Origin of the sequence: Caballeronia sp. LZ065, from assembly GCF_031450975.1 — a bacterium.
Lineage (GTDB): Bacteria > Pseudomonadota > Gammaproteobacteria > Burkholderiales > Burkholderiaceae > Caballeronia.
The window spans coordinates 838,441-863,973 of the sequence record NZ_JARUXV010000003.1 but is presented as its reverse complement, the minus strand read 5'-3'; the positions used below and the strand labels follow the sequence as shown (position 1 = coordinate 863,973).

Sequence of the window (25,533 nt, the reverse complement as noted above, 5' to 3'; positions counted from 1 at the left end):
CAGCCGGGCTTCGACGCTGCCGCCTTCGCGCCGGTGCTACTGGCCGTCCGCAGACTTAATGGACCTCACGGCCCGATGACTACGCGGCCCTGAGCACCAGCCGGGCTTCCAGCCCGCCGCCTTCGCGCTGGTGCAGCGTCAGCGAGGCGTCCATCGCGAGCGTGAGCTGACGGGCAATCGCGAGTCCCAGTCCGGTGCCGCCCGTCTGCCGGTTGCGCGATTCCTCCAGCCGCACGAAGGGCTCGAACACAGCGGCAAGCGATTCCTCTGGAATCCCCGGCCCGCGATCCAGCACCGCGATGAACGCGCGGCCGTCGTCCTGCCGTCCGGTTTCGATCTCGGCGGCGCCCGAATACTTCAGCGCGTTATCGACGAGATTGCCCACCACGCGCTTGAGCGCCTGCGGCGGCGCCATCAGCGCGCCGCCGATGCCGCCGCGCAGCGTCACGTCCTGCCCGGCGTCGCGATAGTCGTCGGCGATACTCTCGAACAGCGCATCCGGGTCGATGCGCCGCGGCGCCTCCTGCGTGCCATGCAGCGTGCGCGCGTAGGTCACGCCTTCCTTCACGAGCGATTCCATTTCCTGCAAGTCCTGGCGCAGGCGCGCGCCGGTGGCGTCGTCGTCCATCGTGTCGACGCGCAGCCGCATGCGTGTGATCGGGGTTTGCAAGTCGTGCGTGATGGCCGCAAGAATCTGCATGCGCTGGGTCATGTACATTGCGACGCGATCCTGCATCGCGTTGAAGGCTTTCGCTGCATGCGCCACTTCCTCCGGACCGGTTTCCGGCAGGCGGCTGGCCTTGAGATCGGGGCCGAGCGTGTCGGCGGCGCGCGCCAGCTGCTTGAGCGGCCCGGTCGCGATGCGCACCGCGAGCCAGCAACACGCGCCCAGCACGACGAGTTGCAGCAGCAGCACCAGCGGTAGCCAGTCGGACAGCGGCATGCCGACCATCGGCCGCATGTCGATGGTGAGCGGCATGCCGTCCGAGAGCTTCATATGAACCTGGAAGTGTTCCTTGTCGCCGGGCACGGCGTTGACCGTCGGCGGAACATGCGTGCCGAGGCCCGCTGCGGCGCCCGCGACCATCGATTGCGCAAAGCGCGCCGAGAGGGGCGCGGCGGGCGGCGCGCCGCTCTCGCCCGGCCCGAGGACGAAGCTGTAGCTGCGCCGCGCGAGACGCGGCAGCCATTGCGCGCGTTCGTCCGGCGGCAGGTGATCGAGCAGCGCGACCGAGGTGGCGACCTCGCGCTCGACGTAGCCGACCATCATGTGGGTCATCGAGTCGTCGCGTTCGTGCATGGTCAGCAGGAACGAAAAGGTCTGCGCGAGCGCCAGCCCGACGACGAGAATCAGCGCGAGCCGCGCGAACAGCGTGCGCGGCCCGCGCAGCAGCGCCGAAGCCGGAGCGGCAGCGGCAGGTGTGGAAGCGGTGGAGAGCGTGCTCATTCGGTTGATCCGAGCGGTTTGACTTCGGCAGAAAACACATAGCCTTCGCTGCGCAGCGTCTTGATGTAACGCGGCTCGCGCGCCGTGTCGCGCAGCCTCTGGCGCACGCGCGACACGAGCAGGTCGATGCTGCGGTCGAAGGCGTCGGCCTGGCGTCCCTGGGTCAGGTTCAGCAATTGATCGCGCGTCAGCACGCGCTGCGGATGATCGAGAAACACGCGCAGCAGCCGGTACTCCGCGCCGGACAGCGAGACCATCGTGCCTTCGGCGTCGAGCAGATGGCGCGCGGTGGTATCGAGTTTCCAGTCGCCGAAGCCGAGCATCGGGCTCGCTTCGCTCACCTCCATGCCGGGCGGGAGCATGCGCGTGCGACGCAAGACTGACTTGATGCGCGCCAGCAACTCGCGCACGGCAAAGGGCTTCGGCAAGTAGTCGTCGGCGCCCATTTCGAGGCCGAGAATGCGGTCCGCTTCCTCGTTGCGCGCGGTGAGCATCAGCACCGGCACGTCGCGGAACTTGCCCGCGCGCAGCTCCCGGCAGAGCACGAGACCGTCTTCGCCGGGCAGCATCAGGTCGAGCACGATCAGATCCGGCGCGCCTTGCTCCAGCACCGTGCGCATCTGCCGGCCATTCGCTGCCAGCGATACGCGCATGCCGTTCTTCTCGAGATAGGACGCGAGGAGTTCGCGAATCCCGCGATCGTCATCGACGATCAATACATGGTCAGTGGTTTCCATCGTTGGACCGTGGTCGTTGACGCCAGGGTTGCATCCGGCCCGGATTGACGAGCAGGCACTGGACCGGATGGGCCAATTCGGTGGCGAGGCCGCCTGCGAGGAAGGCGCACATCGCGAGCAAGCGTTTCATGCTGGAAGCTCCGGCGGGTGACGCGTCGATTGCGTCGATGAATGCGTTATAGCGCGTCCCGGCGGAGGGTTTGTATCGCAGTGTATCCCGCATGCCGGGCGATACATAAGGTTGCCAACGCGTGTTGCCGCGATCCCCAGCGTGGGCGCGGCCTTCGTATCTCACTGTATCTGCCGCGTGGCCGATACAAAACATTGCAGCGGACCCGCTTGGCGGACACATGCCGGATACCTCCCGGCATTCAAATGCATCCACCGACGGCGCGGGAGTGAACCGCAGATTCAACACTCCGGCGCCCGGGCGCAGTGAGCACTTCAAGCCGACGCACCCGTCATCACTAGTCACTATCTCGTGTGGAGCACCGATCATGATCAAGCACTTCGTTACCGCCGCCATCATCGCCGCCAGCGCGGCCGCAGCAGGTTCCGCCTTCGCCAGCAGCGGCTACGGCCCCGCGCCGCATTACGACCCGCTGGCTGGCGCGCCCGCCTCGCAGCGCGGCGTGAGCGTCCAGACCCTCGCGCAGGAAGCCGCAGCCGCGCCGACGCTGGCCTATGGCGGCATGGACGACACCCGCTCGCAATCTGGCGCGCGCGCCGTGGCGGTCAGCGACACCGCCCGGCTGTTCGCTCATCATTAATCAAGCCGACTCAATTCACCCGTAGAGGAAGAGGATCCATCATGACCACCCAGATCGATACCGTGCTGTACACCGGCAAGACCCGCGTCGTCGGCGGCCGCGAAGGCCACGCGCGCAGCACCGACCGCCGTCTCGACGTCAAGCTCTCGCCGCCCGGTTCGACCGGCCCGGGCACGAATCCGGAGCAGATGCTGGCCGCGGGCTGGTCCGCGTGCTTCATCGGCGCGATGGGCAAGGCCGCCGCGAAACTGAAGACGCGCCTGCCCGCCGAGACGGCCGTCGACGCGGAAGTGGATCTCGGCATGAACGGCGACGCCTATCTGCTGCGCGCGCGCCTGAATGTGAGCCTGCCGGGCATCGAACGCGCGCTGGCCGAAGAGATCGCGCAGATGGCGCATCAGACCTGTCCGTATTCGAAGGCGCTGAAGAGCAATATCGACGTGACGATCGCCGTGGTCTGACGCGGCCCGGGAAGGGCGCCCGCGTTAGACTGGGCGCTTCTTCGAACGACCCGGCGCCGCCGATCCCCCATGGACCGAATCGACGCGATGAAAGTCTTCATCGCCACGCTGGACGAAGGCAGCCTGGCGGGCGCGGGACGGCGGCTCGGCCGTTCGCCCGCCGCCGTGAGCCGGGCCATCGCGTTCCTGGAGGAGCATACGGGCACGGCGCTGCTGCATCGCACGACGCGCACGATCAAGCTGTCCGAAGCCGGCGAGCGCTACGCCGCTGCGTGCCGCCGCATCCTCACGGATCTCGAGGAAGCCGATCTCCTGATCGCCCACGAACGCTCCGCACCGCGCGGCCTGTTGACGCTGACCGCGCCGGTCGCCGCGGGCGAAGATCTGCTGCGCCCCATGCTCGACGACTTCATCGCGCGCTTTCCGGCGGTTTCCGTGCGGCTGCAACTGCTGGACCGGCCCGTGAGCCTGATCGACGAAGGCATCGACATCGCGCTGCGCATCGGGCATCTGCCGGACTCGACGCTGGTGGCCGTGCCGGTGGGCGAGGTGCGGCGCGTCGTGGCGGCGTCGCCGCGCTATCTGGCGAAGCATCCGCCGATTCTCCAGCCCGCCGATCTCGCCCGCCACGAGATTATCTCGATGACTCATTTCGGCCTGGATTCGTGGAGCTTTCCGACCTCGGGCGGCGCGGCCATTCCGCAGGTTGTGCAGTTCGCGCCGCGCTTCATCGTGAACACGGTGCGGGCGGCGATTGCCTCGGCGGTGGATGGACACGGCCTCGTGCGGCTGTTTTCGTATCACGTCGCGAAGGAAGTGCGCGACGCGTCGCTCCAGATCGTGCTCGACGACCGCGAGCACGCGCCGCTGCCCGTGCATCTGCTCACGCCGCACGGACGCCTCGCCGTGCCGAAGGTGCGCGCATTCGTCGATTTCGCGACGCCCCGCCTGCGCCGCGATTTCAAGCGGCTGCAACTGGATTAATTCAACCGTTGCTCGGAACAGTGTCTTCCATTGAGCGCTGATTCTCTCGACAAACGGTCGAATATATATTGACTCCATGGGCAGGATGCGTAGACCGCGTCCGCCGCAGTCGTGGAGGCGGTATGAGTGATGCAGTTGTCGATCGGGTGGAAGGCGGAACGTTCCAGGTCTGGCGCGGCGTGCTGGCCGGCGCGAGTGCGAGTCTGGTGGGCATCGGGCTGGCGCGTTTTGCGTACACGCCGCTGTTGCCGGCGATCATCGGCGCGCACTGGTTTCCGGCCTCGACGGCCGCCTATCTCGGTGCGGCGAATCTCGGCGGCTATCTCGCTGGCGCGCTGATGGCCGGAGTCTTCGCCCGCCATGCCCGCGCCGCGACGGTCCTGCGCGCGATGATGGCGCTCGCCACGCTCGCATTCGTCGCCTGTGCGATTCCGCTGTCGTTCGCCTGGTTCTTCGCGTGGCGCTTTCTCTCGGGCATCGCAGGCGGCGCGCTGATGGTGCTCGCCGCGCCGACGATCATCGCGCACGTCGCCCCGTCGCGGCGCGGCTTCGCGAGCGGGGCGATCTTCACGGGCATCGGGCTGGGCATTGCGGCATCGGGCACGATCGTGCCGTTGCTGCTGCGGCAGGGACTCACGGCGACGTGGCTCGGGCTGGCGGCGGTGTCGCTGCTGCTGACCGTGGTGGCGTGGCGGGGCTGGCCCGCGCAGGATGCACCCTTGCCGCCTCAAGCAGCGCCGCGCCGTCACGCGAAAGCCGCACGGCCGACCGCGTTGCGCGCGCTCTTTGCCGAATACGCGCTGAATGCGGCCGGCCTGGTGCCGCACATGATCTTCCTGGTGGATTTCGTCGCGCGCGGTCTCGGCAAGGGTGTCAATGCCGGCGCCGAGTTCTGGGTGCTGTATGGCATCGGCGCGATTGCCGGGCCGTTGCTGGCCGGTCATCTCGCCGATCGCGCCGGCTTCGGGCCGGCCTTGCGCGTGGCCTATCTGCTGCAGGCCGCGGCCGTCGCGATTCCCGCGCTGACCTCGAACACGGCGCTGCTGATGGTGTCGAGCGTGGTGGTCGGCGCGTTCACGCCGGGCATCGTGCCGCTGGTGCTGGGGCGCGTGAACGAACTGCTCGCGCATCATCCGGCGGAGCAGAAGGGCGCGTGGCGCACCGCGACGACGTCCTTCGCCATCCTGCAGGCGCTCGCCGCGTACGGCATGTCGTTTCTCTTTGCGAACAGCGGCGGCGACTACCGCTTGCTGTTCGGCATCGGCGCGGGGGCGCTCGTGATGGCGCTCGCCATCGACCTGTTCGCGGCGACGAGGGGAGAAACGCGATGAGCCAGATCATGTCAGCGGCCGTGCCGCCTGCCGGCTACGCCGAACGCAACGCCGACTACTGGCGGCGCAACCTCGCGGTCTGCGTGTTCGGCTCGTTCACGACGCTCGTCAGTCTCAGCATGCTGCTGCCGTTCCTGCCGCTGTATGTGCGGCAACTGGGCGTCGAATCGCAGGCGGGCGTGATCCAGTGGTCGGGCGTCGCGTTCAGCGCGACCTTCCTCGGCACCGCCGTCACCGCGCCGCTCTGGGGCCGTCTCGCCGACCGCTACGGCCGCAAGCCGATGCTCGTGCGCGCAGCTCTCGGCATGGCGGTCGTGATGTCGCTGATCGGCGTCGCGCATTCGGTGTATGAACTGGTGGCGCTGCGGCTGCTGGCGGGGCTGATCGGCGGCTATGCGTCGGCCTCGACGGTGCTGATCGGCACGCAGGCCCCGCGTGAACGCGCGGGCTGGGCGCTGGGCGTGCTATCGACAGGCGCGCTCGCCGGCAATCTCGCCGGGCCGCTGGTGGGCGGGTTCCTGCCGGGGCTGATCGGCATTCGCGGGACCTTCTTCGCGGGCGCGGGGATGATTGCCGTGGCTGCGCTGCTGAGCATCGTGTTCGTCAGGGAGGACTTTCATCCCGGCGACGCGAAGCGGCGCGGCGCGCGCCATGCCGCGGAACCGTCCCGGCGCACGAATTACGTGGTGGTCGCGGCATTGCTCGCGACGGCGATGATGGTGCTGCTCGCCAACATGTCGATCGAGCCGATCATCACGGTGTACATCAGCGGACTCGGCGTGGCGGGCGATCACGTGACGCGCATCGCGGGCCTCGTGATGGCGTGCTCGGCGCTCGGCAGCATGCTGACGGCGGCGCGGCTGGGCGCGCTGGCGGACCGGATCGGCAGCTGGAACGTGATCGTCGGCTGTCTCGTGTTGACGGGCCTCGCGATGCTGCCGCAAGCCTTCGTGCACCACTGGTGGCAGCTGGCCGGACTGCGCGTGGTGATGGGCATGACGCTGGCGGGACTGCTGCCGTCGATCGCCAAGCTGGCGCGCAGTGCCGTCGACGAGAACAGCAGCGGCACGCTGCTCGGCTATCTGCAATCCGCGCAATTCAGCGGACAGGTGATCGGGCCGGTGCTCGGCGGGCAGATTGGCGTGATGCTCGGCCTGCATTCGGTGTTCTTTGTGACGGGCAGCCTGTTGATCGCGTGCGCGGGACTCGCTCGCTGGGCGCGCACGCGGTGAAGCGCGGCGCCCAGCGGGGCGCGGGGGCGCTTTGGAAGATCAGTTGCTCTGGTCGGCGGCCGTATCGACGGGGTTCGCTGCCGGTTCTGAAGCGGCGGAGGGTTCTGTCGCTTCCGTGGCCGGGGCGGCGCTAGTCAGAGCCGGGGCGTCGCCGGACTGCGGCGAGGTATCGGTCGTGGCGGGCGGTTCCTCACGCGCAGGTTGGGTGGTCGGCGTCCCGGCGGACGGCTGCGGGTTGCTTGCAGCCTGTGCGGATGCGGTTGCGGGGGACTGTGCCTCTGCTGCTGGCTGCTGCGTCGGAGCCGGAGTTGGAGCGCTGGCGGGCCTTTGTGTCGCGGTTGCGGGCGGCTGCCATGTCGCGTAGTTCTCGGCGTTCTGCTTCGTCAGCGGCTCTCCATGAATGTTCGACTCCACGCCGCTGGCGTCGACGGAGTAGTTCGTCATGCCGGCCTGGCTGGCTTTCGTCACATCGCGGCCGTCACCCTTATGATCGGCAACCGTCAACGTCCCGCCTGGACCCTCGTTCCGATCGTAGCCGATGTTGCGCGTGGGCCGGCCGCTGCTGTCATAGTCGTCCCGGGCGCCTTCCTGGCCATAGTCGTTGAACGAGAGGACGGATCGGCTGCCGTCGGGCCGGGTGACAACCCTGTTCAATTCGCGGCCGTTATCTGGATCGAAATAGCTCTGGGTAGTCTGCTTTAACGCTTGAGGTGCGGTTTGCTGGGCCGCAGCGGGCTGCGGCTGCGGTGCGATTTGCGTGGCTGTCGCGGGCTGCCGCGGAGCGGTCTGTGTGGCCGGAGCCTGCTGCTGAGGTGCGGCTTGCGTGGCCGCGACGGGCTGTTGCAGTGGTGCGGCTTGCGTGGCCGCAACGGGCTGTTGGTGAGGTGCGGCTTGCGTGGCCGCAACGGGCTGCTGCTGAGGCGCGGCTTGCGTGGCCGCAACGGGCTGCTGCTGAGGTGCGGCTTGCGTGGCCGCAACGGGCTGTTGGTGAGGTGCGGCTTGCGTGGCCGCAACGGGCTGCTGCTGAGGTGCGGCTTGCGTGGCCGCAGCGGGCTGTTGCTGAGGTGCGGCTTGCGTGGCCGCAGCGGGCTGTTGCTGTGTTACGGCTCGCGTGGCCGCAGCGGGCTGTTGCAGTGGTGCGGCTTGCGTGGCCGCAGCGGGCTGTTGCAGTGGTGCGGCTCGCGTGGCCGCAGCGGGCTGTTGCAGTGGTGCGGCTTGCGTGGCCGCAGCGGGCTGTTGTTGTGGTACGGCTCGCGTGGCCGCCGTCGGCTGCTGCTGGGGTGCGGACTGCGGAGCGGTTTGCGCGGCCGTAGCCGGCGGTTGCCGGGATGCCGTTTGCCAAGCCGTGACTGGCTGCTGCGGTGCTGCGGTCTGCTGATCGCTCGCCGGCTGCTGCTGCGCTGCTGCCTGAGGGGCCGGATCGGCCTGCGATTGCGATTTGTCCGCCGCTGCCGGCGTGTCAGCATCCGATTGCCACTGCAAGAACTCGCGGTACTCATTTTCCGTCATCGGCCGGCTCTGAACGCTGGACTCCCCGCCGTCCTTGCCCACGGTATAGTTCGTGACGCCCGAGCTACCGAACTTGGAAACCGTACGGCTGCCGTCGGCGTTGAACCTGACTTTCGTGAGCGTGCCGCCTTTGCCTTCGCCAAGACTGAAACCAGTCGACCCCACCGGTTTGCCCGATGCATCGTATTCATTCGTCGCGCCGACCTTGCCCCGGCCGTTGAAGTCCTGCGTGGTGACGCCGCCTGGATTCTGGACGATGCGATTCAGATTCTGGTGACTCTCCGGATCGAGGTAATCGGTAGTGGTTTGCTGAGGGTAAGAGCTCTGACCAACGCGCATGACATTCTCCTTTTCGAGGAAATGGATGCGTGTCGCCGCAACCCGGCAACACGGCCGCACGACGCGCGGCCATTTCAGTGTCGGTTTGAATCAGTGGGCCAGGGCGGTATCCGGGCATCGGTCAGGCCGTGCGAATGGCCGAAGGATCTGTCCGCCAGAATGCCGCGCTTCTGCTCTCTGCTCTCTGCTCTCTGCTCTCTGCTCTCTGCTCTCTGTTTTCAGATTTCGGAATCAATCATTTCGTTGCAGTGCTGGATGACGCAGGCTCGATCGCTTCGATCAACGAGGCTTCGAGCGCACGATGCCAACTGGCAGCCTGCTTTCTCTCACTCAACGTTGACTCCGACGCTTTTCTCCCGTTGAACCTGCCCACTGCGAGCCAGCGGCGACGAATCGAATGGAGCACGAGTGAATCGATCAGAAGCGTCGGCGGGGGCGTAACCGGCACGCAAGCCGAACGTCCAGCTCGAAGGCAATCTGACCGCCCCAAGCTCACGCACCCCATCCGCCTTTAAGTCTCACTTAAGACTCGCGCCTTACGGTAGCGGGCTTCCTTGCCTGTCGCCGTCGCCCTTGCCGTTCCTGCCTCTATGCCGCCGCACTCGCCTCCACATTCCCATCTGACGCGTAGCTGAACGCGTCATGATCCGATTCCACCTCGTCTTCCTCATCTTCCTCTTCGCGAGTCTCGTGCCGCTCATTGCGCACGCGAAGCGCGTCGTGTCGAAACCGCTCGTGCAGGCACGCGCCGCGATCGCCGTCGATCTCGCCACCGGACGCACGCTCTACGCGCGCCACGCCGACCAGCGCCTGCCGATCGCCTCGCTGACCAAGCTGCTCACGGCCATGGTCGTGCTCGACTCGAAGCGTTCCCTCATCAAGCCCGCGCGCATCACCGACGCCGACGTCGACCGCCTCAAATGGTCGCGCTCCCGCTTGCCGGTGGGCTCGCTGCTGCTGCGCCGGACGATGCTGCACATTGCGTTGATGTCGTCGGAGAACCGGGCGGCGTTCGCGCTGAGCCGCGACTATGCCGGCGGACGCCCCGGCTTCGTGCGCGCGATGAACCGCACCGCCAAGCGCCTGCACATGCAGCGCAGCCATTTCGTCGATCCGACCGGCCTGTCGCCGCACAACGTCTCGACGGCGCGTGACCTCACCAAGCTCGCCCGCGCGGCGTATCGCTATGCGACCATCCGCGACTATGCGACCTCGCATCACAAGCTCGTGCTCGGCGGCGACGGTCCGCTGATGTATCGCAACACGGATCCGCTGGTGTACAGCGCGGCATGGCGCGTCGGCCTGCAGAAGACCGGCTTCACGAACGAGGCGGGGCATTGCCTCATCGTGATCGCGCCGGTGCACGGGCGGCAGGTCGTGTTCGTGATTCTCGGCGCCCCCGACGCGCACGCGCACGTCCAGGATGCCGTGAACCTGCGCAACTGGTTGATGAAGCACGCGGCTCGCGGCCGCTAGACCAGCAACGCCGCGCCAACTTGGAGAAACAGGCGATGAAAACGCGGCATCTCGTATCGATGATCGGCGGTTGCATGGTGATCGCGGCGTGCTCGCGGCACGACAGCGTGTTCGCGCGCTCGCCGGTGTTCAGGGAACGCACGGCGGCGAAGGTGTCGGAGGTGGCCGAGTGCATCGCTGCGCGCTGGAAGAACGGCACGCGCGAGTTCAGCCGCGTGAAGCACGACGGCGTGGTCCGGCTGCGCGGCGAGACCTACTTCAAGGGCGTGACGATCGGCGTGAGCGTGCGGAAGGAGGCGGGCTCGACGCTCGTCGAATACTTCGAGCGGCGCGTCGCCGATCCGCTCTACGCGACGATGGTGCGCGGTTGCCTCGCTCCCCCGTAAGCGGTTCCGTCAAGCCGCCGCGAGCGAGTCACCGGTGAGCGGACGGTCGTCGATCGGAAAGTGCAGCAGCGCCGCGACCAGTCCCGCGACGGCGGTGGCGCCCCAGATCAGCGAGTAGGAGCCGGTCGTGTCGAACACATAGCCGCCGAGCCATGCGCCGAGGAACGAGCCCAGCTGATGGCTCAGGAACACGACGCCGAACAGCGTGCCGAGATGGCGCGTGCCGAACACCTTCGCGATCAAGCCGTTGGTGAGCGGCACGGTGCCGAGCCATGTCAGGCCCATCACGGCGGCGAACAGCACCACCGAGACACTCGTGGTCGGCAACAGCACGAACAGCGCGATGGCGCCCCCGCGAATCAGATAAAGCCAGGCCAGTATGTGATGTTGCCGCCAGCGTCCGCCGAGCCAGCCGCATCCCCAACTGCCGATCATGTTGAAGAAGCCGATGAGCGCGAGCGCCGTCGCGCCGAGTCCGACCGGCATGTGACAAAGGAGCAGATAACCGGGCAGGTGCGTCGCGATGAACGCGAGCTGGAAGCCGCAACTGAAGAAACCGAGCGTCAGCAGCCGGTAGCCGCGATGGCGCGCCGCATAGGCGAGCGTCTCGCGCAGCGGCAAAGACGCGGGCTGCGCTTGAACCTTCGCCTGAGCCTGCATCTTGCGCTTCCGGCTGGCGCGATCCAGCACGATGCCCAGCGGCGCGGTCAGCAGCAGCACGAAAGCGAGCGCATACAGCGATGCCGGCACGCCCGCGTGCACGCGCACGGCCTGCGCGAACGGCACCATCAGCACTTGTCCGAGCGAGCCGCCCGCGCTGGCGAGACCCATCGCGAGGCTGCGGGTTTCCGGCGACGCGACGCGTCCCACCGTCGCGAGCACGACGCCGAAGCTCGTGCAACTGATGCCGATGCCGACCAGCAGGCCGAGCCCGAGCATCAGCATCCATCCGGACGTGGCCGCGCCCGCGATGGCCAGTCCGCAGGCGAAGGTCGCGGCGCCGAAGGCGACCACGGGGGCGGCGCCGTAGCGGTCGGCGGCCGCCCCCGCGAAGGGTTGCGCGAAGCCCCAGACGAGATTGTGCAGCGCAATCGCAAAGGCGATCAGCGTGACCGGCAGGCCGCGGTCGAAGGAAAACGGGCCGATGAACAGCCCGAAGGTCTGGCGCACGCCCATGGCGGCGCTCAGAATCAGCCCGGCCGCAACGATCAGCGCCCAGGCCGCGATGCGTGAGCGGTTTCCATCGAACGAAAGTGACGACATGCACGGTATTCCTCCTTGCCGGGCATCGTCGCAGGCGAACAGGCGTGCTGGCAAACGAAAAGTTTTCGTCGGCGGGTGAGCGGAGTTCAACCGCCGTTCAAGCAGGCGGCTCGCTCACGTCGAACCCGGCCGCCTGCTCGATCAGCCAGGCCTTGAACGCGGCGAGATCGGCGCGTTCGCGGGCTTGCGGCGTGTCGCACAGCCAGTAGGCGGTCTGCGTTTCGACCACCTTCTCCGATGCCTGCACCAGCGTGCCCTGCGCCAGTTCACGCTCGACCAGCGGCAGCCGGCCGATCACCACGCCCAGCCCGGCCGCGGCCGCCTCGAAGCCCAGCTGCACGGTGTCGAAGCGCAAGCCGCCGCGCAGATCGAGCTGCGCCACGCCCGCGCCGTCCAGCCACGCCTGCCAGTCCTGGCTGGCGGTATCGACGTGGATCAGCGTCGCGCGCGTGAGATCCGGTGCATCGCCACCCATGGCGAGCGTTGCGCGGCAGGCAGGGCTGCACAGCGGCACGAGCCGCTCGCCGAACAGGCGCAGCCACGCGGCGCCGTCGACCGGGCCGCGGCTCAGGCGCAGGCCGAAATCGAAGCCATCGACGGGAAAGCCGGCCTGCCGCCGCGACGTATCGATGCTCACGTCGATGTCCGGCCAGCGCGCGCGGAAGTCCGCGAGACGCGGCACCAGCCAGCGGGCCGCGAGGGTTGGCGCGCAGGTGACGGAGATGGAGCGGCGGTTGCGCCGGTCGGGCAGCGAACGGGTGCCGATGGCGATCAGCGAAAACGCCTCGGCGATATAGGGCAGATAAAGCTCGCCGGCCGCGCTGAGCGCCAGGCCGCGCGGCTCGCGCACGAACAGCTCGACGCCGAGCATGTCTTCCAGGGCGCCGATGCCATGACTCACGGCGCCCGGCGTCACGTTCAGTTCGGCGGCGGCGAGCTTGAAGCTGCGATGGCGCGCGGCGCACTCGAAGAGGCGCAGCGCATTAAGCGGAGGCAGGCGGACGGGCATGGAGGACCGGGAGCGACGGCGTTGCCGCCTAGTGTGCCATCGCTCCGTGAGAGCCGTCCGACGATGCTGCGCTTACGCCGCCAGCGCTTCGTCGTCGGTTTCGAGGTTCGCGAGCGAGTCCGCGTGCTCGCGGATCAGCCGGTACACCGTTTCGCCCGGCACGGTCTCCTCGTCGAGCAATTGCTCCGCGATCGACCGCAGGACCGGCGCGTTCGCCTGCAACAGCGCGAAACAGGCGGCGCTGAGCTCGTGCAGCAGCGTGTTCGCATGCTCGATGGAGTCCTTCAGTTGCAGCCCCGCGTACTGCTGCGGCAGCGCCGCGAGACTGAAGAGGTTGCCGTCGCTGTTGAAGCCGTGCTTCGACACCATGTCGAGCCCGATGCGCGACGCTTCCTGCAAGTCGTGCGCGGCGCCGCTCGAGGCTTCGTTGAACATCAGCAGTTCGGCATTGCGTCCGCCGAGCAGCACCTGGATCTCGTTGCGCAGTTCGGTCTCGCGATACAGATGCTTGTCCTGCATCTTCGTGATCAGCGCGACGCCGAGCGCGCCGCCGCGTGGCAGGATCGTGACTTCCTCCAGCACGCCGGTGCCCAGCAGCGCCGCCACGAGTCCATGACCCGCCTCGTGCACCGCGATGCGCGTGCGTTCGTCGTCGGAGAGCGCGCGCTCCGCGCCGTTGATGTCGCCGATCCGCGCGATCTTGATCGCTTCCAGAAAGTGCGCGGCCGCGACTTCCCGCGTGCCGGCCTTGCGCGCGACGAGGCCCGCCTGGTTGACGATCATCGAGAGCGACGCCGGCGAAAGGCCCGTGGTAAGCCGCGCGAGCTGTTCGAAGTCGATGTCGGCGCTTTTCTTCTTCAGGTTGTCCGCATAGAAGCGCAGGATTTCCGAACGGTCTTCGAGGCTCGGCAGGCGCACCTGCACCGTGCGGTCGAAGCGGCCGGGACGGCGCAGCGCTTCGTCGAGATTGTCCGGATGATTGGTCGCCGCGACGATGATCACGCCTTCATTCGACGCGAAACCGTCCATCTCCGCGAGCAGCTGATTGATGATCCGGTTGCTTTCCGCTTCGACCGGGCCGCCGCCCGTGTCGGTGCGCTTGCCGAGGCCGTCGGCTTCGTCGATGAAGATGACGGTCGGCGCATTCTTGCGCGCCAGTTCGAACAGATGCTTGACCTTCTGGATGCCGACGCCGTAGTACTTCGCGCTGAAGTAGCTGCCCGTGATGGCGATGAAGTTCGCACCGCATTCGCCCGCGAGCGCCTGCGCGAGACGCGTCTTGCCGACGCCCGGACCGCCCGTCATCAGGATGCCGCACGGCGCGCGCACACCCATGCCGCTGAACTGCGCAGGCTCGGAGAGAAAGGCGCGGACGTCGGTGAGCGCGGCTTTCGCTTCGCCGGCGCCGATCACGTCGTCGAAACGCAGCGTCGGCGACTTGCCGAGCAACTGCGCGCCACCGCGCATCTCGCGGCGCATGAACCACAGCAGGCCGCCGATCATCAGCAGCGGCAGCAGCAGGCTCAGCGCATCGCGCGAACGGTCGAACATTTCGCCCCAGCGCGCCGTGCCGGTGCGCACGTCCGCGTCCGGCAGCCAGACCAGTTGATACGGCGTGGCGCTGCCGGGCTTCAGCTCGCCGAGCAGCAGGGAATTCGAAAACGCGCCGTTGTGATCGGCGACATAGTATTGGGCGCCGTTCAGCGTGGAGACAAGGATCGCCTCGCGGCTCACGCCAATGGCTTTGACCTGGCCGGCGCGGATATCCGCCAGCATGGCAGAGGCATCTTTTTCCTGATGCGACCACGCCGACGCGTCATGCCGCATCTGATGCGCGACGCCGGTCAGGGCTGCGGCCGAGGGCGCTGCGAGGCGCTGTTCGTGCCGCCAATGGAGAAAGCCCACGGTGGCCACGAGCGCGGCGGCGAGCACGCCGCACGCGACAAGGCGGCCGACGCGCGACCGCAACGAATTCCTTACCGGTTTCATCAATGTGTTCCTAATGGGGCCGCGATGGCGCCGCACTTGAAGCTTTCGTCGGGGACTGAGACATCCGGGCGTGCCGGGCTCGTGCTCACGGTGGCGGGATGCCTGCCGTGCGCGCCGCGAGTCGGGGGCGCTTCAGAGGGCAAGGCGATCGACCTTGAACCGCAGATCGTCAGCCATGCGGGCATGCCCTGTTCGAGAGGCTCCGCCGGAATGGCGCCCGTATTGCAGACCATTCAGACACACGGAACGGCACGAGGGACGGGAGCGGGCCCGCGCCTTGTTGATTTAACGTCCTGTTTTTATTTAACGGCAAACGGTCCGCGTAATTTAACGGCCGTTCGCAGGCGGGCGCTCCACGCTCGCAAATCGATGCAGGTTCGATGGCGTACGCAAGGGCGGAGGCAAGGATAGCACGGCAAAACTGTCCGCTCCATCCGGTAAGGAATACTGCTTGCTTGTCCATGATTTGCTGACAGGCACGTTCCGTGCGACAGGCGAAGCACGAACATCCGATAACCCGGGAGATACCGTCATGCTCTACTACGCGCTGGTCTTCTTCATCATCGCGATCATCGCCGCTGCGCTCGGCTTCGGCGGCATTGCCGCGGGAGCGGCAAGCATCGCGAAGATTCTGTTCTTCATCTTCCTCGTGATCTTCCTCGTCACGCTGGTGATGGGCCTGATGAGGAGGCGATGACGCTTCTGCTGGTCAGCGTCGTGTCCGCGTCATGCGGCACGACGTTTTTTTTGTCTGAGCCCCTGTCTTTCATTTCACCAACCGTTCGCTGCGGCTCGCCTTCCAACGGCCATGCGCGCGCCTTGCGTAGTCCGCAAACGGCGGGTTGATGAACAGCACCCATGCGCCCAGCGTCAATGCGCCGCACACGAGAAACGTGCCGCGATAGCCCAGCGCCGCGACCAGCACACCCGAGAGCACGCCGGACAGGATCGAGCCGACGCGCGATGCATTGAAAAACAACGCCGTTGCGGCGCCCGGACTGCGCGGCATCAGGTCCTGCATGTAGGTCATGCCGAGGCACGACGTCACCGACACCACGAAGGCGCTGAACGCTTGCATCGGAATCAGGATGTGAATGCCGGGCGACGCCGCCACCGCGACGAAATACACCATGTGCACGGCTGCGCTGGCGGCGAGCCAGCGCTGCTTGTCGAGCCGCGAGCCGCGCGCGCCGAGCGCCAGCATCATCGGGATTTCGAGGAAGGCGCCGAGACCCAGCATGATGGACACGTCGATGCGCGTGCCATGCATGCCATGCACGACATACAGAGGCAGCACGATCATGGTCGCGCTGGCGGCGAGACCGATGAGCGTCAGCGCCACCGTGGCGCGCCAGATGTCCGCGCGCGGATGCGAGATGCCGGCATGAGGCGGCGCGAGCGTATCCGTGTCGGGCGCGGTGACTTCCAGCAGCGACGAAGGGTCGCCGGCGTAATGCGCGGGGGCGCTGTGCGGGTCGCCCTTCGGCGAATCGTGCATGCGCCAGACGATCACGCCGCATGCCGCGAAGCAGGCCGCCGCGAACAGGAAGAGGCCATAGAAGCCTGCGCCGGCCAGCACCAGCGCGCCTACCGACGGACCGAACACCCATGCCATGGAAAGCATCGTGCGCAGCGTGGCGAGCGCGAAGGCGCGCTGGGCTGCGTCTTCGATGGGCAGCGCGGCGCGCGCGAAGGAGAACACCAGCGACATGGCCGCGCCGCCCGCACCGAGGAACGCGATGCCGATGCTCATCAGCCCCGCGTAGTTGCGCACCAGGCACAGCAGCAGGAAGCCGAGCGCCGAGGCGACGAGCGCCGCCAGCAACAACTCGCGATGATGTCCGCGACGATCCGTCCATTTGCCCGCGAAGGCGCTCGCCACGACGCCGCTTGCCGCGATCATCGTCATGAAGAGGCCGAGTTGCAGCGGCGTCATGCCAGCCTGCTCGACGCTGAAGAGCGACAGATAGGGCGCAGTGAACGACATGGCGATGCCCAGCATCAGCGTCGCGGCGGACAGCGGCAGAAAGAACGGAATACGGGTGAGACTGAGCAGGCGGGCGTTCATCGGGCGGGGAAGGGGTGGGCCGTGGCATTCGAAACGTGCAAGGCGCGCAAGCGGTGTTCCGCGCACTGCGCAAGGCGGAGACTCGCGGGCCAGTGCGCAGTGTGCCTATCGCCGGATGGTTTTGCTGTAACAAAGTATTCGGATCTTCAGCGATGCTCACGGCAGGGTCATGTGTCGTGTGACTCGCACGTGACCGCTGCGCCCGGCATCCGTCAATCGTCATCCGGCAGTTTGCGGCTTCATTGGACAGCGCCTATAGTGAATAACGCTTCAATCAACGCGGCCATGCCGCATCGTCGTTACTCTGTTGCATGGCCCACTCCCCGGAACCGCAAGCAGACTGATGGAGGTGCTTCCATGGAACGCGAGACCCTGTCGCAATCGTCGTTGCATGCGCGGCTGCAAACCCGGACATCCTACTTCGTCACGCTGGGCGGCGTCGGCAATGCCACGCTCACCTTCGATCTCGCCACGGTCGACATGACGCCCGAGCAGGACGCCATCGTGCGCAAGCTCTTCAGCCAGAACCCTGTCGTCGTCGCCGCCGATGGCGAACACGTGGCCGCGCGCGAAGCAGGCCGGGAAGGCCCCGCGAGCAAGCATCTGACGCCCGCCGAGTTCGAGAGCATCCGCAAGCTTGGCGTGCGCCTCGGCACGCAAGGCGTGCTGTCCGCCACCGCGTGCGATTTCTGTCTGCATTGCGTGAAGCTGGAGGCCTTGCCGAATGCGGGCGCCGGCCTCAACACGTGACGTCCGGGATGCCTGCAGCGACGGTGTCCGCACCGGCCGTCGATGAGACCGCGCAACGCACGGCCGACCGTCTCGTCCTGAGCGACGCCGGCATGGAGGAACGGCTGGCGTTCCTGACGACACTGCCGTCCGCGTCCTCGGCGCGGCTCTACGCCGCCGTGCTGTGCGAGGACGTGGACCGGTCCCGGCCACCGGCCATCGCTCTGCTGCATGCACCGCTCGCACCGCTCGCACCGCATGCGTACATGGCAGCGCGATTGACCGCGCGCGGGTGGGTTCTGGCGCACCCGGTCCACGAATGCATGTATGCACTCGCACGAGCCGTCGCGGCGGCGTCGGCGCTCGACGTGATGCGCTGGCGTATCGTACTCGGAGCGATGTCGGCCGAGCGTGACTGGACGAGCGCCAGCGCGCGGCTGTTGCAGCAGAGCCGACGCGCGTGGCTCATGCTCATGCGGCTCTCCGATGACGAACGTCTTCTTCATGAGAGGCACGTTCTCAGCGCGCTGCGGGCCGGCGCATGACAGCGTGCCTGCCCGCTGACGCCATCGCGCAAGGCTTGTTGCTGGGCCTCGGATGGATCAGCCAGAACCTCGATCAATTCGCGGTCACGCACCCGCAGGAGGGCGAGCGCGCGTTGTCGAAGCGCAGTGTCGCGCGTCTGAAGCCGGTCTCGGAGCTCGCACTGACGCTTGCCATGCTCAAGCGATGCGGCCTGCGCGTGCCGTTTCTCGACAGCGCCGCTGACTGGGTATGGCGCGAATGCCGTCAGGGCCGCGACCTCACCCGCTTGCTGCTTGCCCGGAACGACTTCCTGCCCGCCTGCGCGCTCTACGTACCGCTCCATCAACTCGGCTACCGGTGCGCGGCGCTGGATGCGGTGCTGCGGATGCTTGCCCGGTCGGACATGGCGCGCGCGCTGCCGCTGGCGCCGTGGTCGATGCTTGCGATGCGCTATAACCTGTGGCAGCTCGGACTGGCCCAATGGCCGTGCGGGCGCGCGCTGGATCTGTATGTCGAAGCGCGGCCGGAGCCGTGGGTGGTGTCGGGCGAAGTGGCCTACGCGATCACCCATGAAGTGTTCTATCTGACCGACTTCGGCTTCCGTCGACTGGAGAACTCGGAGGTCGATGACTATCTGCGGGTATGGACGCCGTATTGGGCAGAGCGATTCCTTGCAGACGGCGACGACGACCTGACCGCCGAGTTCGCGATGGTGTCGGCCTGTCTGCACCGAAACGACGCAGCGGATGCACCGGACGCATCCGACGTGTCGACGCGTCTGCTGTCTTCGGTGCTGGCGCATCAGATGCCGGACGGCTCGGTGGCGGGGCCGGAGGGCGCGGGAAGCTTCCTGCACGCCGCGGACGATACGCCCGCCCGGCGGCGTTTTCTGAGCCGTTATCACACGACACTCGTCGTGCTGATGGCGGCCGCGCTGACGTTGCGGCCTCGTATCGGTTCAGGCATGCCGGGAGCGGGCCTTGCGCAGGGCGGCGAGCGAAGCGGGGCGCCATGACGACGCACCGCCGTCCACGGCATCGGGCCTGGCCAGCTGCCGATGATGCGCGTCGTCCTCGCGATCGCCGTAGAGCAGGGTGACGTTGATGCGGTGATGCGCGTAGCCGGGGCGGAACGTCACCTGCGCGGTTGCGTGGAACAGATCGGAGTTGAAGATGACCGCGCGGTTCTGCCGATACGGAATGGTGACAGCGGACGACTGCTGTCGCTGCAGGAACGGCGCGATCCTGTCCGAACCGTTGTAGGTATCGAAATCCCACTGCAGGGGCGCATCCACGTCGTACACGACAAGGCCGCCTGACGCCGGGTCCAGGTTGGACTCGTCCGGTGTGATCCAGAAGTTCACGTTGACGGCGGCGAAGTCCGCGTGCGTCGTGACGCCGGCAGGAAGCGGCTGCGTGTTCTTGAAGCCCCAGATCTGGCGCAGCGGATAGCGGCTGCCGATCACGTGCGGCAACGCATCGCGCAGCTCTTCCGCGATCTGCAGCAGAAGCGGGCAGTTGAAGCCGTCCTGGAAGAACGCGCCCAGCCGGCCATGCGCATAGCGATTGTGAAACCAGATCGTGGATTCGAGGCAGAACTTGCGCAATCCGTCGAGTGCCTCGCGGGACAGAAAGTCGTCCACGACCGTCATGCCCGGCCGATGCTCGAGATACTGGCGTTCGGCGTGCCGGCGGTCCCAACCGCCGGACAGCGCCCGCGTCACGCGGCCGGCCGGACACAGGTGAACCAGGCGATTGTACGAGTCGCGTATGGCGTCATGCTCCTCGCCGTCGATGGGCGCGCGCATGTCTTCGCCGCGCGCCGCCATGCGTTCGACCACCGCTTGATAGGCGGCAATCGTCTGGATGAAGTCCGCTTCCAGCAAGCCCTGTTCGCGCAAGTACTCAAATTGCGCGATGTCGTGACGCAGTTTCGGTATGGAGAGGGGAATGGGCGGCAAAGTCGGGACCGGTGCGCCATCCTGCGTTGCGGTTCCCGAGCGGCCCCAGCGCAGTTCGGCCGCGATCGCCGCATAGCGGCCCGCGAGCGTGAGGTCGCGGCAGCACAAGGCTTCCTTGACCCGTTGCGCAAGCCACGCCACGCCTTCCTTGCTGTCCGCTTCGGCCCGCCAGAGCGGCAGGCTCTCTTCTTCGCGGCCCAGTTGAACGAGCAGCACGGCGAGTTGCTGTCTTGTGCCGGAGCGTGAAGGGTCCACGGCAAGCGCCGCCTGAAAGTGACGCACGGCTTCCTCGCGCCTGCCTTGCATCTCGCGCAGTCTGCCCAGGTAATGCTGGAGCAGCGGATGACCGGCATCGAGCGCCAGCGCCGTGGTCAGATGCGTTTCGGCGTCGGCATGGCGCTGACGCTCGAACGATCGGCGAGCCAGTTGCAGCAATCGCGCGACTTCGGCCGGCGATGCCGGCCCATGCCCCGACGCTTCTTGCGGTGCATCCATGTCACCCTCCCGTGAACGGACGTTTTCGACCGTGCCTCGCTGACCGGTGCAATCAGGGGCGTTGCCGTTGCGCAGGCTCCGCAAACGACACATCGAGCGCGCCGCTGTTGCGGAGTCCGGCTGCATACTGCGCGAGTTCGTCGAGCGTCACCATCACGTAACGCGGTGCGAACTCCCTGGCTTGTTCAGCCGAGAAACGGTCATCCACCTGCATCTGAGGGTGCGTGATGAGGTAGGTCTTCCAGGTGATCGCCGTCAAGGTGCTGCCGGTCCCGCCATCCCCGGTGCCGCCGTCGCCGCCATCGCCGCCATCGCCACCGTCACCGTCACCGCCGGCGACTTCAGCCAGTGCACGGAGATTGATGAAGAAATGCAGCAGATCTTCGTCGAAGCGAACCAGCGCATTGCCTTCCAGTGAACTCCGCAGCAGCGCGAAGATGGCATGCCGGCTGCCGTTTTCCGCGATGGCCTCGGCCAGATCGCGCATGAATTGCGGGCCGGATGGAACCTCGTCACGATGCTCGTCCGCATAGCCGTGCAGCCAGGCGAGCAACGGGCGATCGGACAGAACCGCGTAGATCAGCTGGTTGCTGGCCGAGGTGTTGTCGGCAGGGGGCTCGTTTCCAAAGACATACTCATGCAGCACTTGCGAGGGATTGGTGATGAACTGCTGCCGCAGCAGGAAATCATTCGACATCGCCTGAAACAGGGCATCCGTCCGTCGCACCGTCGCAACACGTCTAAGAATCGGCGATTCATGTGGGCTGTTCATCGAATTCTCCATGAAGGAAAACGTGCAATGGCTATCCGCGGCGAAGACGGGTCGCTCACTCAACGTCGAAGCAGGACGCTCAGCGATCGGCGACGACCTCGCCGCCCGGATGAGCCGGGCCTGAAAGGCTGAATGCATACAGCGCGCCGCCATAGCCGGGCAACGCGCAGCGCGTGCCCGACATGGCCGGCGTGACGCGAAACGCGCCTTGTGCGTGATATTCCCAGCGGCGTCGGCCGGATGAAACGTCCATGCAATAGACGCTGCCGCGGTCGCTCGCGCACACGCAACTGCGGCCTTCGGGGTCGATGCCGACGCCGGTGACGCGGCCGTCGGCGGGCGCCATCCAGGTGATCGAGCCGTCTGCCTGGGACAGCGAGCACACATGCTGCGTGCTGGATACGAGTACTTGATCGCGGACCGCTGCTGGATGCACCAGCAGCCAGTTCGCCAGTTTTCTGCGCCACAGCGTCTTGCCGGTCATTGCGTCCAAGGCATAAAGGCAGCCGTCGAAACAACCGGCAAAACACGTCGGACCGTCGACGGTGATCCAGCCCTTGACCTGCGCGGGCAATGTGACCGCCCAGCGCACCGATCCGTCCGTGCGCGACAGGCTCCGCACCACGCCATCGTTGGCGGCGACGATGACATGATCGGGCTCGCACAGGGCGGGGCGGGCATAGCTTTCCGCGGCCGCCGGTGTTCTCCAGATCACGGCGCCGTGCGCGAGATCGATCGCCGCCACGTCGCTGCGGCGATTACCGTTATTCACGGCCACGAAAGCGACGCCGCGCGTCATGTCGATGACCGGCGACGCACCGATGAAAGCGCCGAGGCAGGTGGCCCAGCGCAGTGCGCCGGTGTGCCGGTCGACGCGATAGAAAAAGCCGTCATAACCGCCGAACACAATGCTTTCTTCGCAAGGCAACAGCGCGGTGCGCACGCCTTTGACGTGCTCGCGAATACGGATGCGCCAGCGTTCGTTCCCGAGCGTGTCCAGTGCGATCACATAGCCGGTATCGCTGGCCGCGACGATGCCCGCTTCGTCCATGAACGGCGTGGAATGCGGGGCCGTGTAGTCGCCTTGATTCAATGGACCGAACACGAACAGCGGCTGAGCCGCCGGCGCCGGCGCTGCCTGCAAGCCGAGATCGCCCAGTGTGAAGAGGCTGCTTCGCGCGATCGTGTGATTCACCCGGCTGCCGAACGCGGGGTTGCAGAAGTCCACCACCGCAGCGGCTCCGATCACGGCGGCGTTGAACGGTTGCAGTGCCGACATGACATCGGCGACGGTCTGGCCGCCGTCGAACAGGTCATCCACGATGACGACCCGTGCGTTGCGCGCAGGTTGCATGCCTTCGACCTGACGGCGCCGGCCGTAAGCCTTCGGCTTTCTGCGCACTGAAAAGCCGTTGACGTTGCGTCCTTCCGCGAGCGCTGCATGCAGGATGCCGAGTGTCACCGGTTCGGCGGACAGCGTCATGCCGCCGATGAAATCGGGGTCCAGTTGACGGATGCGATCCCAGAGCAGCCGTCCAGTCAGCGCGCTGAAAACGGGCCGATACAGCAGTTCTCTCAGATCGATGCACCAGTCGAGCAGCCTTCCATCACGGGTGAAACTCTCGCTGAACTTGATGCAGTGTCGAAGGATCGCAGCACGCACTTGCTCCAGCGTGCTTTCACCGAGCGAAGAGGGGGCGTGCGATGAAGTTGCGCATTCGACATCGTCCATGAGGACCCCTCGCACTCATCCGCTACGAATCTGATGCCGGCGTGAAGATTCGGGTCAGGACACACTTTGCGCCCTTTATGCCCTTTATGTCTGGGTTACGGCTTCTGAAGTATTGGTACACAACCCGTCATTAGTCAACCCGATACGAAGCGTGCATCGCGGGCGCTATCGCCGCCGCTCAATCCTCGATCGCATGCACCTTGCCGATGAAGTCCAGCTTGCCGACATCGACCCCATTGGCGCGCAAAATGGCATAGGCCATCGCGACGTGGAAGTACACGTTCGGAATCACGATTTGCAACAGGTAGTGCTCGCCTGCCAGCGTGCCCGGCACCCACGACACCTTCACGATCCGGCGGGCCGCGTCATCATATTGACTTGCCGTCACGCTCCCGACGAACGCAAGTGTTGTGCGGATGCGTTCGCGTGCCTCGGCTAGCGTCTGTTCGTTGTCTTCATGCCGTGGAGGCTGCTGTCCCGACAGATAAGCGGCGCCGCCCTTGAGATAGTCGCAGGCGCTCTGGATCTGATACAGCAATCCCGCCATGTCGGGCGCGAGCCGTGTAGAGAGCAATACGGCCACATCGAACTTCTTCGCCTGCGCGAAGCGTTCGGCGCGGTCCAGATAAGTGTCCATCGTCCAGACTGCTTCCGCGCACTGCGCGATAGCCCGTGCATACATTGCCGTTCTCCCGTAACAGAGGTTTGCAACGAGCCTTCCCGGTCCACTTCCCCTACAATACCGCGACCCCATTCCTGTGAGCCCATGCGGTGGACCGACTCGAAGCCATGCAGATGCTGGTGACCGCCGTGGACGGAGGAAGTCTCTCGGCGGCCGCGCGTGAACTGAAGATTCCCGTCAGCACGCTGACGCGCAAGGTCGCCGATCTCGAAGAACTGCTCGGCACCCGGCTGCTGATTCGCACCACCCGCAAGCTCACGCTGACCGACGCCGGCACGGCGTATGTCGCTGCCGCGCGCCGCATCCTCGAACTGGTGCGGGAACAGGAGCACGAAGCCACCGGCGAGTTCGCGACCGCGCGCGGTGAACTGGTCGTCACCGCGCCCGTGCAACTGGGGCGCCTTCACGTCCTGCCGGTCATCAACCAGTTCCTGGCGCAATATCCGGACATCACGGTGCGGCTGCTGCTCTCCGACCGCAACGTCGATCTCATCGACGCCCACGCCGACCTCGCGGTGCGCATCGGCGAATTGCCGGACAGCAACATGATCGCGACGCGTATCGGTTCATTGCGCCCGGTGGTGTGCGCAAGTCCGCGTTTTCTGGCCCGTATTGCGCCGCCCGCTGAACCCGACGAACTCCTGAAGCATGCGTGCGTCGTCTTCAACAGCCCTTATCTGTCGCCGTGGCGCTTCCGGCTGCCGTCGACGGACAAGGTCTACATGCTGGACGTCAAGGCGCGGCTCGAAGTGACGTCGCCGGATGCGGCCGTCAGCGCCGCCGCCGATGACGCGGGCATTACCTTCGTCTTCGAGCACGACGCCGACGAAGCGCTGCGCAGCGGACAACTCGAAGTCCTCCTGCCGCAGTTCGAGATAGAACCGGTGCCGGTGCATCTGGTGCATGTGTCGAGAAATTTGATGGCGATCAAGCTGCGGCATTTCATCGACTTTGCCGCGCCGAAGCTGCGGGAGTCGCTGTCGCGCTTCGGCAAGCAGCAGCGGCGCTGAGCTTCAGCCTTCTTCTTCGGGATCGCCGAGCACGCGCACATTGCGGTTGTCGATGACGGCACGCGTCTTTCTCGTCGCGCCAGGACCGGCCGCGAAGCGCACGTCACGATAACCCAGCGAACATCCGCTCGTCCCGCGCACTTCCAGCGGCTCGACCGGCTTGCCGCTCGCATGTTCGACCAGCGCGATAGGCGGCTTGCCATTCGGCCGCAGCCATTTGTCGCCCCATTGCATCAGCGCGACGAGCACCGGATACAAGTCCTCGCCTTTTGAAGTCAGGCGGTAGCCAAAGGTATTCGCGCGTTCCGCAACCGGGAAGCGTTCGAGGATTTCCAGTTCGGTCAGGCGTTCGAGCCGGGCCGTCAACACATTCCTGGCGATGCCCAGCCCGCTCTGAAATTCGTCGAAGCGCCGGCTGCCCTGCGTGCACTCGCGCACGATCAGCAGCGTCCACCACTCGCCGACCTCATCGAGGGCGCGAGCGATCGAGCAATCCATTCCGTCGAAGCGTTTTCTATACATGATGCGCCCATCCTATCGCAAGTTTCATCACGCAACTTAACCATTTTACGGGGAACAGCTTCCCGGTTTCAGCCCGTACCGTGGGCCGGTTGCCTTGCCTATAGT

25 protein-coding genes are annotated in these 25,533 nt (G+C 66.4%); 12 read left to right on the top strand and 13 right to left on the bottom strand.

Annotated elements, in window-relative coordinates:
* Positions 1-79 precede the first annotated feature (79 nt).
* From QCE63_RS23895 to QCE63_RS23885, 3 genes are read right to left on the bottom strand one after another with little or no spacing between them, the layout of a single operon-like run.
* The gene (locus QCE63_RS23895; protein WP_309836469.1) at positions 80-1,447 is read right to left on the bottom strand and encodes a HAMP domain-containing sensor histidine kinase; all 1,368 of its coding nucleotides are present in this window, start codon (positions 1,445-1,447) and stop codon (positions 80-82) included.
* The gene (locus QCE63_RS23890; protein ID WP_309836468.1) at positions 1,444-2,184 is read right to left on the bottom strand and encodes a response regulator; all 741 of its coding nucleotides are present in this window, start codon (positions 2,182-2,184) and stop codon (positions 1,444-1,446) included. The genes QCE63_RS23895 and QCE63_RS23890 overlap by 4 nt, the downstream gene beginning before the upstream one ends.
* Positions 2,171-2,314: a hypothetical protein gene (locus QCE63_RS23885; RefSeq protein WP_309836466.1), complete on the bottom strand. Its 144-nt coding sequence runs from the start codon at positions 2,312-2,314 to the stop codon at positions 2,171-2,173. The genes QCE63_RS23890 and QCE63_RS23885 overlap by 14 nt, the downstream gene beginning before the upstream one ends.
* A gap of 367 nt (positions 2,315-2,681) precedes the next feature.
* Here QCE63_RS23885 and QCE63_RS23880 point away from each other — a divergent pair, with 367 nt between their 5' ends.
* The 5 genes from QCE63_RS23880 (at position 2,682) to QCE63_RS23860 (ending at position 6,962) form a co-directional block, all read left to right on the top strand.
* On the top strand, positions 2,682-2,954 hold the full coding sequence (locus tag QCE63_RS23880) for a hypothetical protein (protein ID WP_309836465.1): 273 nt from the start codon (positions 2,682-2,684) through the stop codon (positions 2,952-2,954).
* Between the two features lie 41 nt (positions 2,955-2,995).
* Complete coding sequence (locus QCE63_RS23875; protein WP_309836464.1) at positions 2,996-3,415, top strand: organic hydroperoxide resistance protein; 420 nt, start codon at positions 2,996-2,998, stop codon at positions 3,413-3,415.
* A 69-nt stretch (positions 3,416-3,484) separates the two neighbouring features.
* Positions 3,485-4,399 (top strand): LysR family transcriptional regulator, encoded by a 915-nt coding sequence (locus tag QCE63_RS23870; protein ID WP_309836462.1) that lies wholly within the window; start codon positions 3,485-3,487, stop codon positions 4,397-4,399.
* Between the two features lie 122 nt (positions 4,400-4,521).
* Complete coding sequence (locus QCE63_RS23865) at positions 4,522-5,730, top strand: YbfB/YjiJ family MFS transporter (protein WP_309836460.1); 1,209 nt, start codon at positions 4,522-4,524, stop codon at positions 5,728-5,730.
* Positions 5,727-6,962 carry an MFS transporter gene (locus QCE63_RS23860; RefSeq protein WP_309836459.1) on the top strand — a complete coding sequence of 412 codons (1,236 nt, stop codon included), beginning with the start codon at positions 5,727-5,729 and terminating at the stop codon, positions 6,960-6,962. The genes QCE63_RS23865 and QCE63_RS23860 overlap by 4 nt, the downstream gene beginning before the upstream one ends.
* 39 nt (positions 6,963-7,001) lie before the next feature.
* Here QCE63_RS23860 and QCE63_RS23855 read toward each other — a convergent pair whose 3' ends face one another.
* Positions 7,002-8,810 (bottom strand): hypothetical protein, encoded by a 1,809-nt coding sequence (locus QCE63_RS23855; protein WP_309836457.1) that lies wholly within the window; start codon positions 8,808-8,810, stop codon positions 7,002-7,004.
* 642 nt (positions 8,811-9,452) lie between these two features.
* Between QCE63_RS23855 and QCE63_RS23850 the strand changes: the two genes are divergently transcribed.
* Both QCE63_RS23850 and QCE63_RS23845 read left to right on the top strand, forming a co-directional pair.
* The gene (locus tag QCE63_RS23850) at positions 9,453-10,286 is read left to right on the top strand and encodes a serine hydrolase (RefSeq protein ID WP_309836455.1); all 834 of its coding nucleotides are present in this window, start codon (positions 9,453-9,455) and stop codon (positions 10,284-10,286) included.
* Between the two features lie 35 nt (positions 10,287-10,321).
* A complete protein-coding gene (locus QCE63_RS23845; RefSeq protein WP_309836454.1) occupies positions 10,322-10,672 on the top strand; it encodes a hypothetical protein in 351 nt (116 codons plus the stop codon).
* A 9-nt stretch (positions 10,673-10,681) separates the two neighbouring features.
* Here the strand turns inward: QCE63_RS23845 and QCE63_RS23840 are convergent, their stop codons facing one another.
* From QCE63_RS23840 to QCE63_RS23830, 3 genes are all read right to left on the bottom strand, one after another.
* Positions 10,682-11,935 carry an MFS transporter gene (locus tag QCE63_RS23840; protein ID WP_309836453.1) on the bottom strand — a complete coding sequence of 418 codons (1,254 nt, stop codon included), beginning with the start codon at positions 11,933-11,935 and terminating at the stop codon, positions 10,682-10,684.
* 97 nt (positions 11,936-12,032) lie between these two features.
* Positions 12,033-12,944, bottom strand: a complete 912-nt coding sequence (locus QCE63_RS23835; RefSeq protein WP_309836451.1) for a LysR substrate-binding domain-containing protein — start codon at positions 12,942-12,944, stop codon at positions 12,033-12,035.
* A 72-nt stretch (positions 12,945-13,016) separates the two neighbouring features.
* On the bottom strand, positions 13,017-14,933 hold the full coding sequence (locus QCE63_RS23830; protein ID WP_309836449.1) for an AAA family ATPase: 1,917 nt from the start codon (positions 14,931-14,933) through the stop codon (positions 13,017-13,019).
* 532 nt (positions 14,934-15,465) lie between these two features.
* Between QCE63_RS23830 and QCE63_RS23825 the strand changes: the two genes are divergently transcribed.
* Positions 15,466-15,630, top strand: a complete 165-nt coding sequence (locus QCE63_RS23825; protein WP_309836447.1) for a DUF1328 family protein — start codon at positions 15,466-15,468, stop codon at positions 15,628-15,630.
* 69 nt (positions 15,631-15,699) lie between these two features.
* Here the strand turns inward: QCE63_RS23825 and QCE63_RS23820 are convergent, their stop codons facing one another.
* Positions 15,700-17,001 (bottom strand): sugar efflux transporter, encoded by a 1,302-nt coding sequence (locus QCE63_RS23820; protein ID WP_309836445.1) that lies wholly within the window; start codon positions 16,999-17,001, stop codon positions 15,700-15,702.
* A gap of 357 nt (positions 17,002-17,358) precedes the next feature.
* Here QCE63_RS23820 and QCE63_RS23815 point away from each other — a divergent pair, with 357 nt between their 5' ends.
* The 3 genes from QCE63_RS23815 to QCE63_RS23805 are packed head-to-tail and all read left to right on the top strand — an operon-like array spanning position 17,359 to position 19,270.
* Complete coding sequence (locus tag QCE63_RS23815; RefSeq protein ID WP_309836444.1) at positions 17,359-17,751, top strand: hypothetical protein; 393 nt, start codon at positions 17,359-17,361, stop codon at positions 17,749-17,751.
* A gap of 23 nt (positions 17,752-17,774) precedes the next feature.
* Positions 17,775-18,275, top strand: coding sequence for a hypothetical protein (locus QCE63_RS23810; RefSeq protein ID WP_309836442.1), 501 nt, complete (start codon positions 17,775-17,777; stop codon positions 18,273-18,275).
* Positions 18,272-19,270, top strand: a complete 999-nt coding sequence (locus QCE63_RS23805) for a DUF6895 family protein (protein WP_309836441.1) — start codon at positions 18,272-18,274, stop codon at positions 19,268-19,270. Before QCE63_RS23810 ends, QCE63_RS23805 begins: the two co-directional genes overlap by 4 nt.
* Here QCE63_RS23805 and QCE63_RS23800 read toward each other — a convergent pair.
* The 4 genes from QCE63_RS23800 to QCE63_RS23785 all read right to left on the bottom strand — a co-directional run bounded on the left by QCE63_RS23800 (position 19,214) and on the right by QCE63_RS23785 (position 23,896).
* Positions 19,214-20,710 (bottom strand): hypothetical protein, encoded by a 1,497-nt coding sequence (locus tag QCE63_RS23800; RefSeq protein ID WP_309836439.1) that lies wholly within the window; start codon positions 20,708-20,710, stop codon positions 19,214-19,216. The genes QCE63_RS23805 and QCE63_RS23800 overlap by 57 nt on opposite strands.
* A gap of 52 nt (positions 20,711-20,762) precedes the next feature.
* A complete protein-coding gene (locus tag QCE63_RS23795; protein ID WP_309836437.1) occupies positions 20,763-21,482 on the bottom strand; it encodes a hypothetical protein in 720 nt (239 codons plus the stop codon).
* A 79-nt stretch (positions 21,483-21,561) separates the two neighbouring features.
* Complete coding sequence (locus QCE63_RS23790) at positions 21,562-23,214, bottom strand: PQQ-binding-like beta-propeller repeat protein (protein ID WP_309836435.1); 1,653 nt, start codon at positions 23,212-23,214, stop codon at positions 21,562-21,564.
* A gap of 178 nt (positions 23,215-23,392) precedes the next feature.
* Entirely contained in the window at positions 23,393-23,896 is a 504-nt protein-coding gene (locus QCE63_RS23785) for a DUF1993 domain-containing protein (RefSeq protein ID WP_309836433.1), read from the bottom strand.
* An 89-nt stretch (positions 23,897-23,985) separates the two neighbouring features.
* Between QCE63_RS23785 and QCE63_RS23780 the strand changes: the two genes are divergently transcribed.
* Positions 23,986-24,906 carry a LysR family transcriptional regulator gene (locus QCE63_RS23780; protein WP_309836432.1) on the top strand — a complete coding sequence of 307 codons (921 nt, stop codon included), beginning with the start codon at positions 23,986-23,988 and terminating at the stop codon, positions 24,904-24,906.
* Between the two features lie 3 nt (positions 24,907-24,909).
* Here the strand turns inward: QCE63_RS23780 and QCE63_RS23775 are convergent, their stop codons facing one another.
* Positions 24,910-25,428 carry a helix-turn-helix domain-containing protein gene (locus tag QCE63_RS23775; protein WP_309836431.1) on the bottom strand — a complete coding sequence of 173 codons (519 nt, stop codon included), beginning with the start codon at positions 25,426-25,428 and terminating at the stop codon, positions 24,910-24,912.
* Between the last annotated feature and the right edge of the window lie 105 nt (positions 25,429-25,533).

Excerpts from the sequence above, each read along its gene's own strand:
- QCE63_RS23830 (WP_309836449.1), bottom strand. The coding sequence starts at position 14,933 with ATGAAACCGGTAAGGAATTCGTTGCGGTCGCGCGTCGGCCGCCTTGTC.
- QCE63_RS23890 (WP_309836468.1), bottom strand. The coding sequence starts at position 2,184 with ATGGAAACCACTGACCATGTATTGATCGTCGATGACGATCGCGGGATT.
- QCE63_RS23835 (WP_309836451.1), bottom strand. The coding sequence starts at position 12,944 with ATGCCCGTCCGCCTGCCTCCGCTTAATGCGCTGCGCCTCTTCGAGTGC.
- QCE63_RS23775 (WP_309836431.1), bottom strand. The coding sequence starts at position 25,428 with ATGTATAGAAAACGCTTCGACGGAATGGATTGCTCGATCGCTCGCGCC.
- QCE63_RS23865 (WP_309836460.1), top strand. The coding sequence starts at position 4,522 with ATGAGTGATGCAGTTGTCGATCGGGTGGAAGGCGGAACGTTCCAGGTC.
- QCE63_RS23845 (WP_309836454.1), top strand. The coding sequence starts at position 10,322 with ATGAAAACGCGGCATCTCGTATCGATGATCGGCGGTTGCATGGTGATC.
- QCE63_RS23855 (WP_309836457.1), bottom strand. The coding sequence starts at position 8,810 with ATGCGCGTTGGTCAGAGCTCTTACCCTCAGCAAACCACTACCGATTAC.
- QCE63_RS23790 (WP_309836435.1), bottom strand. The coding sequence starts at position 23,214 with ATGGACGATGTCGAATGCGCAACTTCATCGCACGCCCCCTCTTCGCTC.
- QCE63_RS23820 (WP_309836445.1), bottom strand. The coding sequence starts at position 17,001 with ATGAACGCCCGCCTGCTCAGTCTCACCCGTATTCCGTTCTTTCTGCCG.
- QCE63_RS23860 (WP_309836459.1), top strand. The coding sequence starts at position 5,727 with ATGAGCCAGATCATGTCAGCGGCCGTGCCGCCTGCCGGCTACGCCGAA.
- QCE63_RS23815 (WP_309836444.1), top strand. The coding sequence starts at position 17,359 with ATGGAACGCGAGACCCTGTCGCAATCGTCGTTGCATGCGCGGCTGCAA.
- QCE63_RS23880 (WP_309836465.1), top strand. The coding sequence starts at position 2,682 with ATGATCAAGCACTTCGTTACCGCCGCCATCATCGCCGCCAGCGCGGCC.
- QCE63_RS23785 (WP_309836433.1), bottom strand. The coding sequence starts at position 23,896 with ATGTATGCACGGGCTATCGCGCAGTGCGCGGAAGCAGTCTGGACGATG.
- QCE63_RS23825 (WP_309836447.1), top strand. The coding sequence starts at position 15,466 with ATGCTCTACTACGCGCTGGTCTTCTTCATCATCGCGATCATCGCCGCT.
- QCE63_RS23795 (WP_309836437.1), bottom strand. The coding sequence starts at position 21,482 with ATGAACAGCCCACATGAATCGCCGATTCTTAGACGTGTTGCGACGGTG.
- QCE63_RS23840 (WP_309836453.1), bottom strand. The coding sequence starts at position 11,935 with ATGTCGTCACTTTCGTTCGATGGAAACCGCTCACGCATCGCGGCCTGG.
- QCE63_RS23895 (WP_309836469.1), bottom strand. The coding sequence starts at position 1,447 with ATGAGCACGCTCTCCACCGCTTCCACACCTGCCGCTGCCGCTCCGGCT.
- QCE63_RS23800 (WP_309836439.1), bottom strand. The coding sequence starts at position 20,710 with ATGGATGCACCGCAAGAAGCGTCGGGGCATGGGCCGGCATCGCCGGCC.
- QCE63_RS23870 (WP_309836462.1), top strand. The coding sequence starts at position 3,485 with ATGGACCGAATCGACGCGATGAAAGTCTTCATCGCCACGCTGGACGAA.
- QCE63_RS23805 (WP_309836441.1), top strand. The coding sequence starts at position 18,272 with ATGACAGCGTGCCTGCCCGCTGACGCCATCGCGCAAGGCTTGTTGCTG.
- QCE63_RS23885 (WP_309836466.1), bottom strand. The coding sequence starts at position 2,314 with ATGAAACGCTTGCTCGCGATGTGCGCCTTCCTCGCAGGCGGCCTCGCC.
- QCE63_RS23875 (WP_309836464.1), top strand. The coding sequence starts at position 2,996 with ATGACCACCCAGATCGATACCGTGCTGTACACCGGCAAGACCCGCGTC.
- QCE63_RS23850 (WP_309836455.1), top strand. The coding sequence starts at position 9,453 with ATGATCCGATTCCACCTCGTCTTCCTCATCTTCCTCTTCGCGAGTCTC.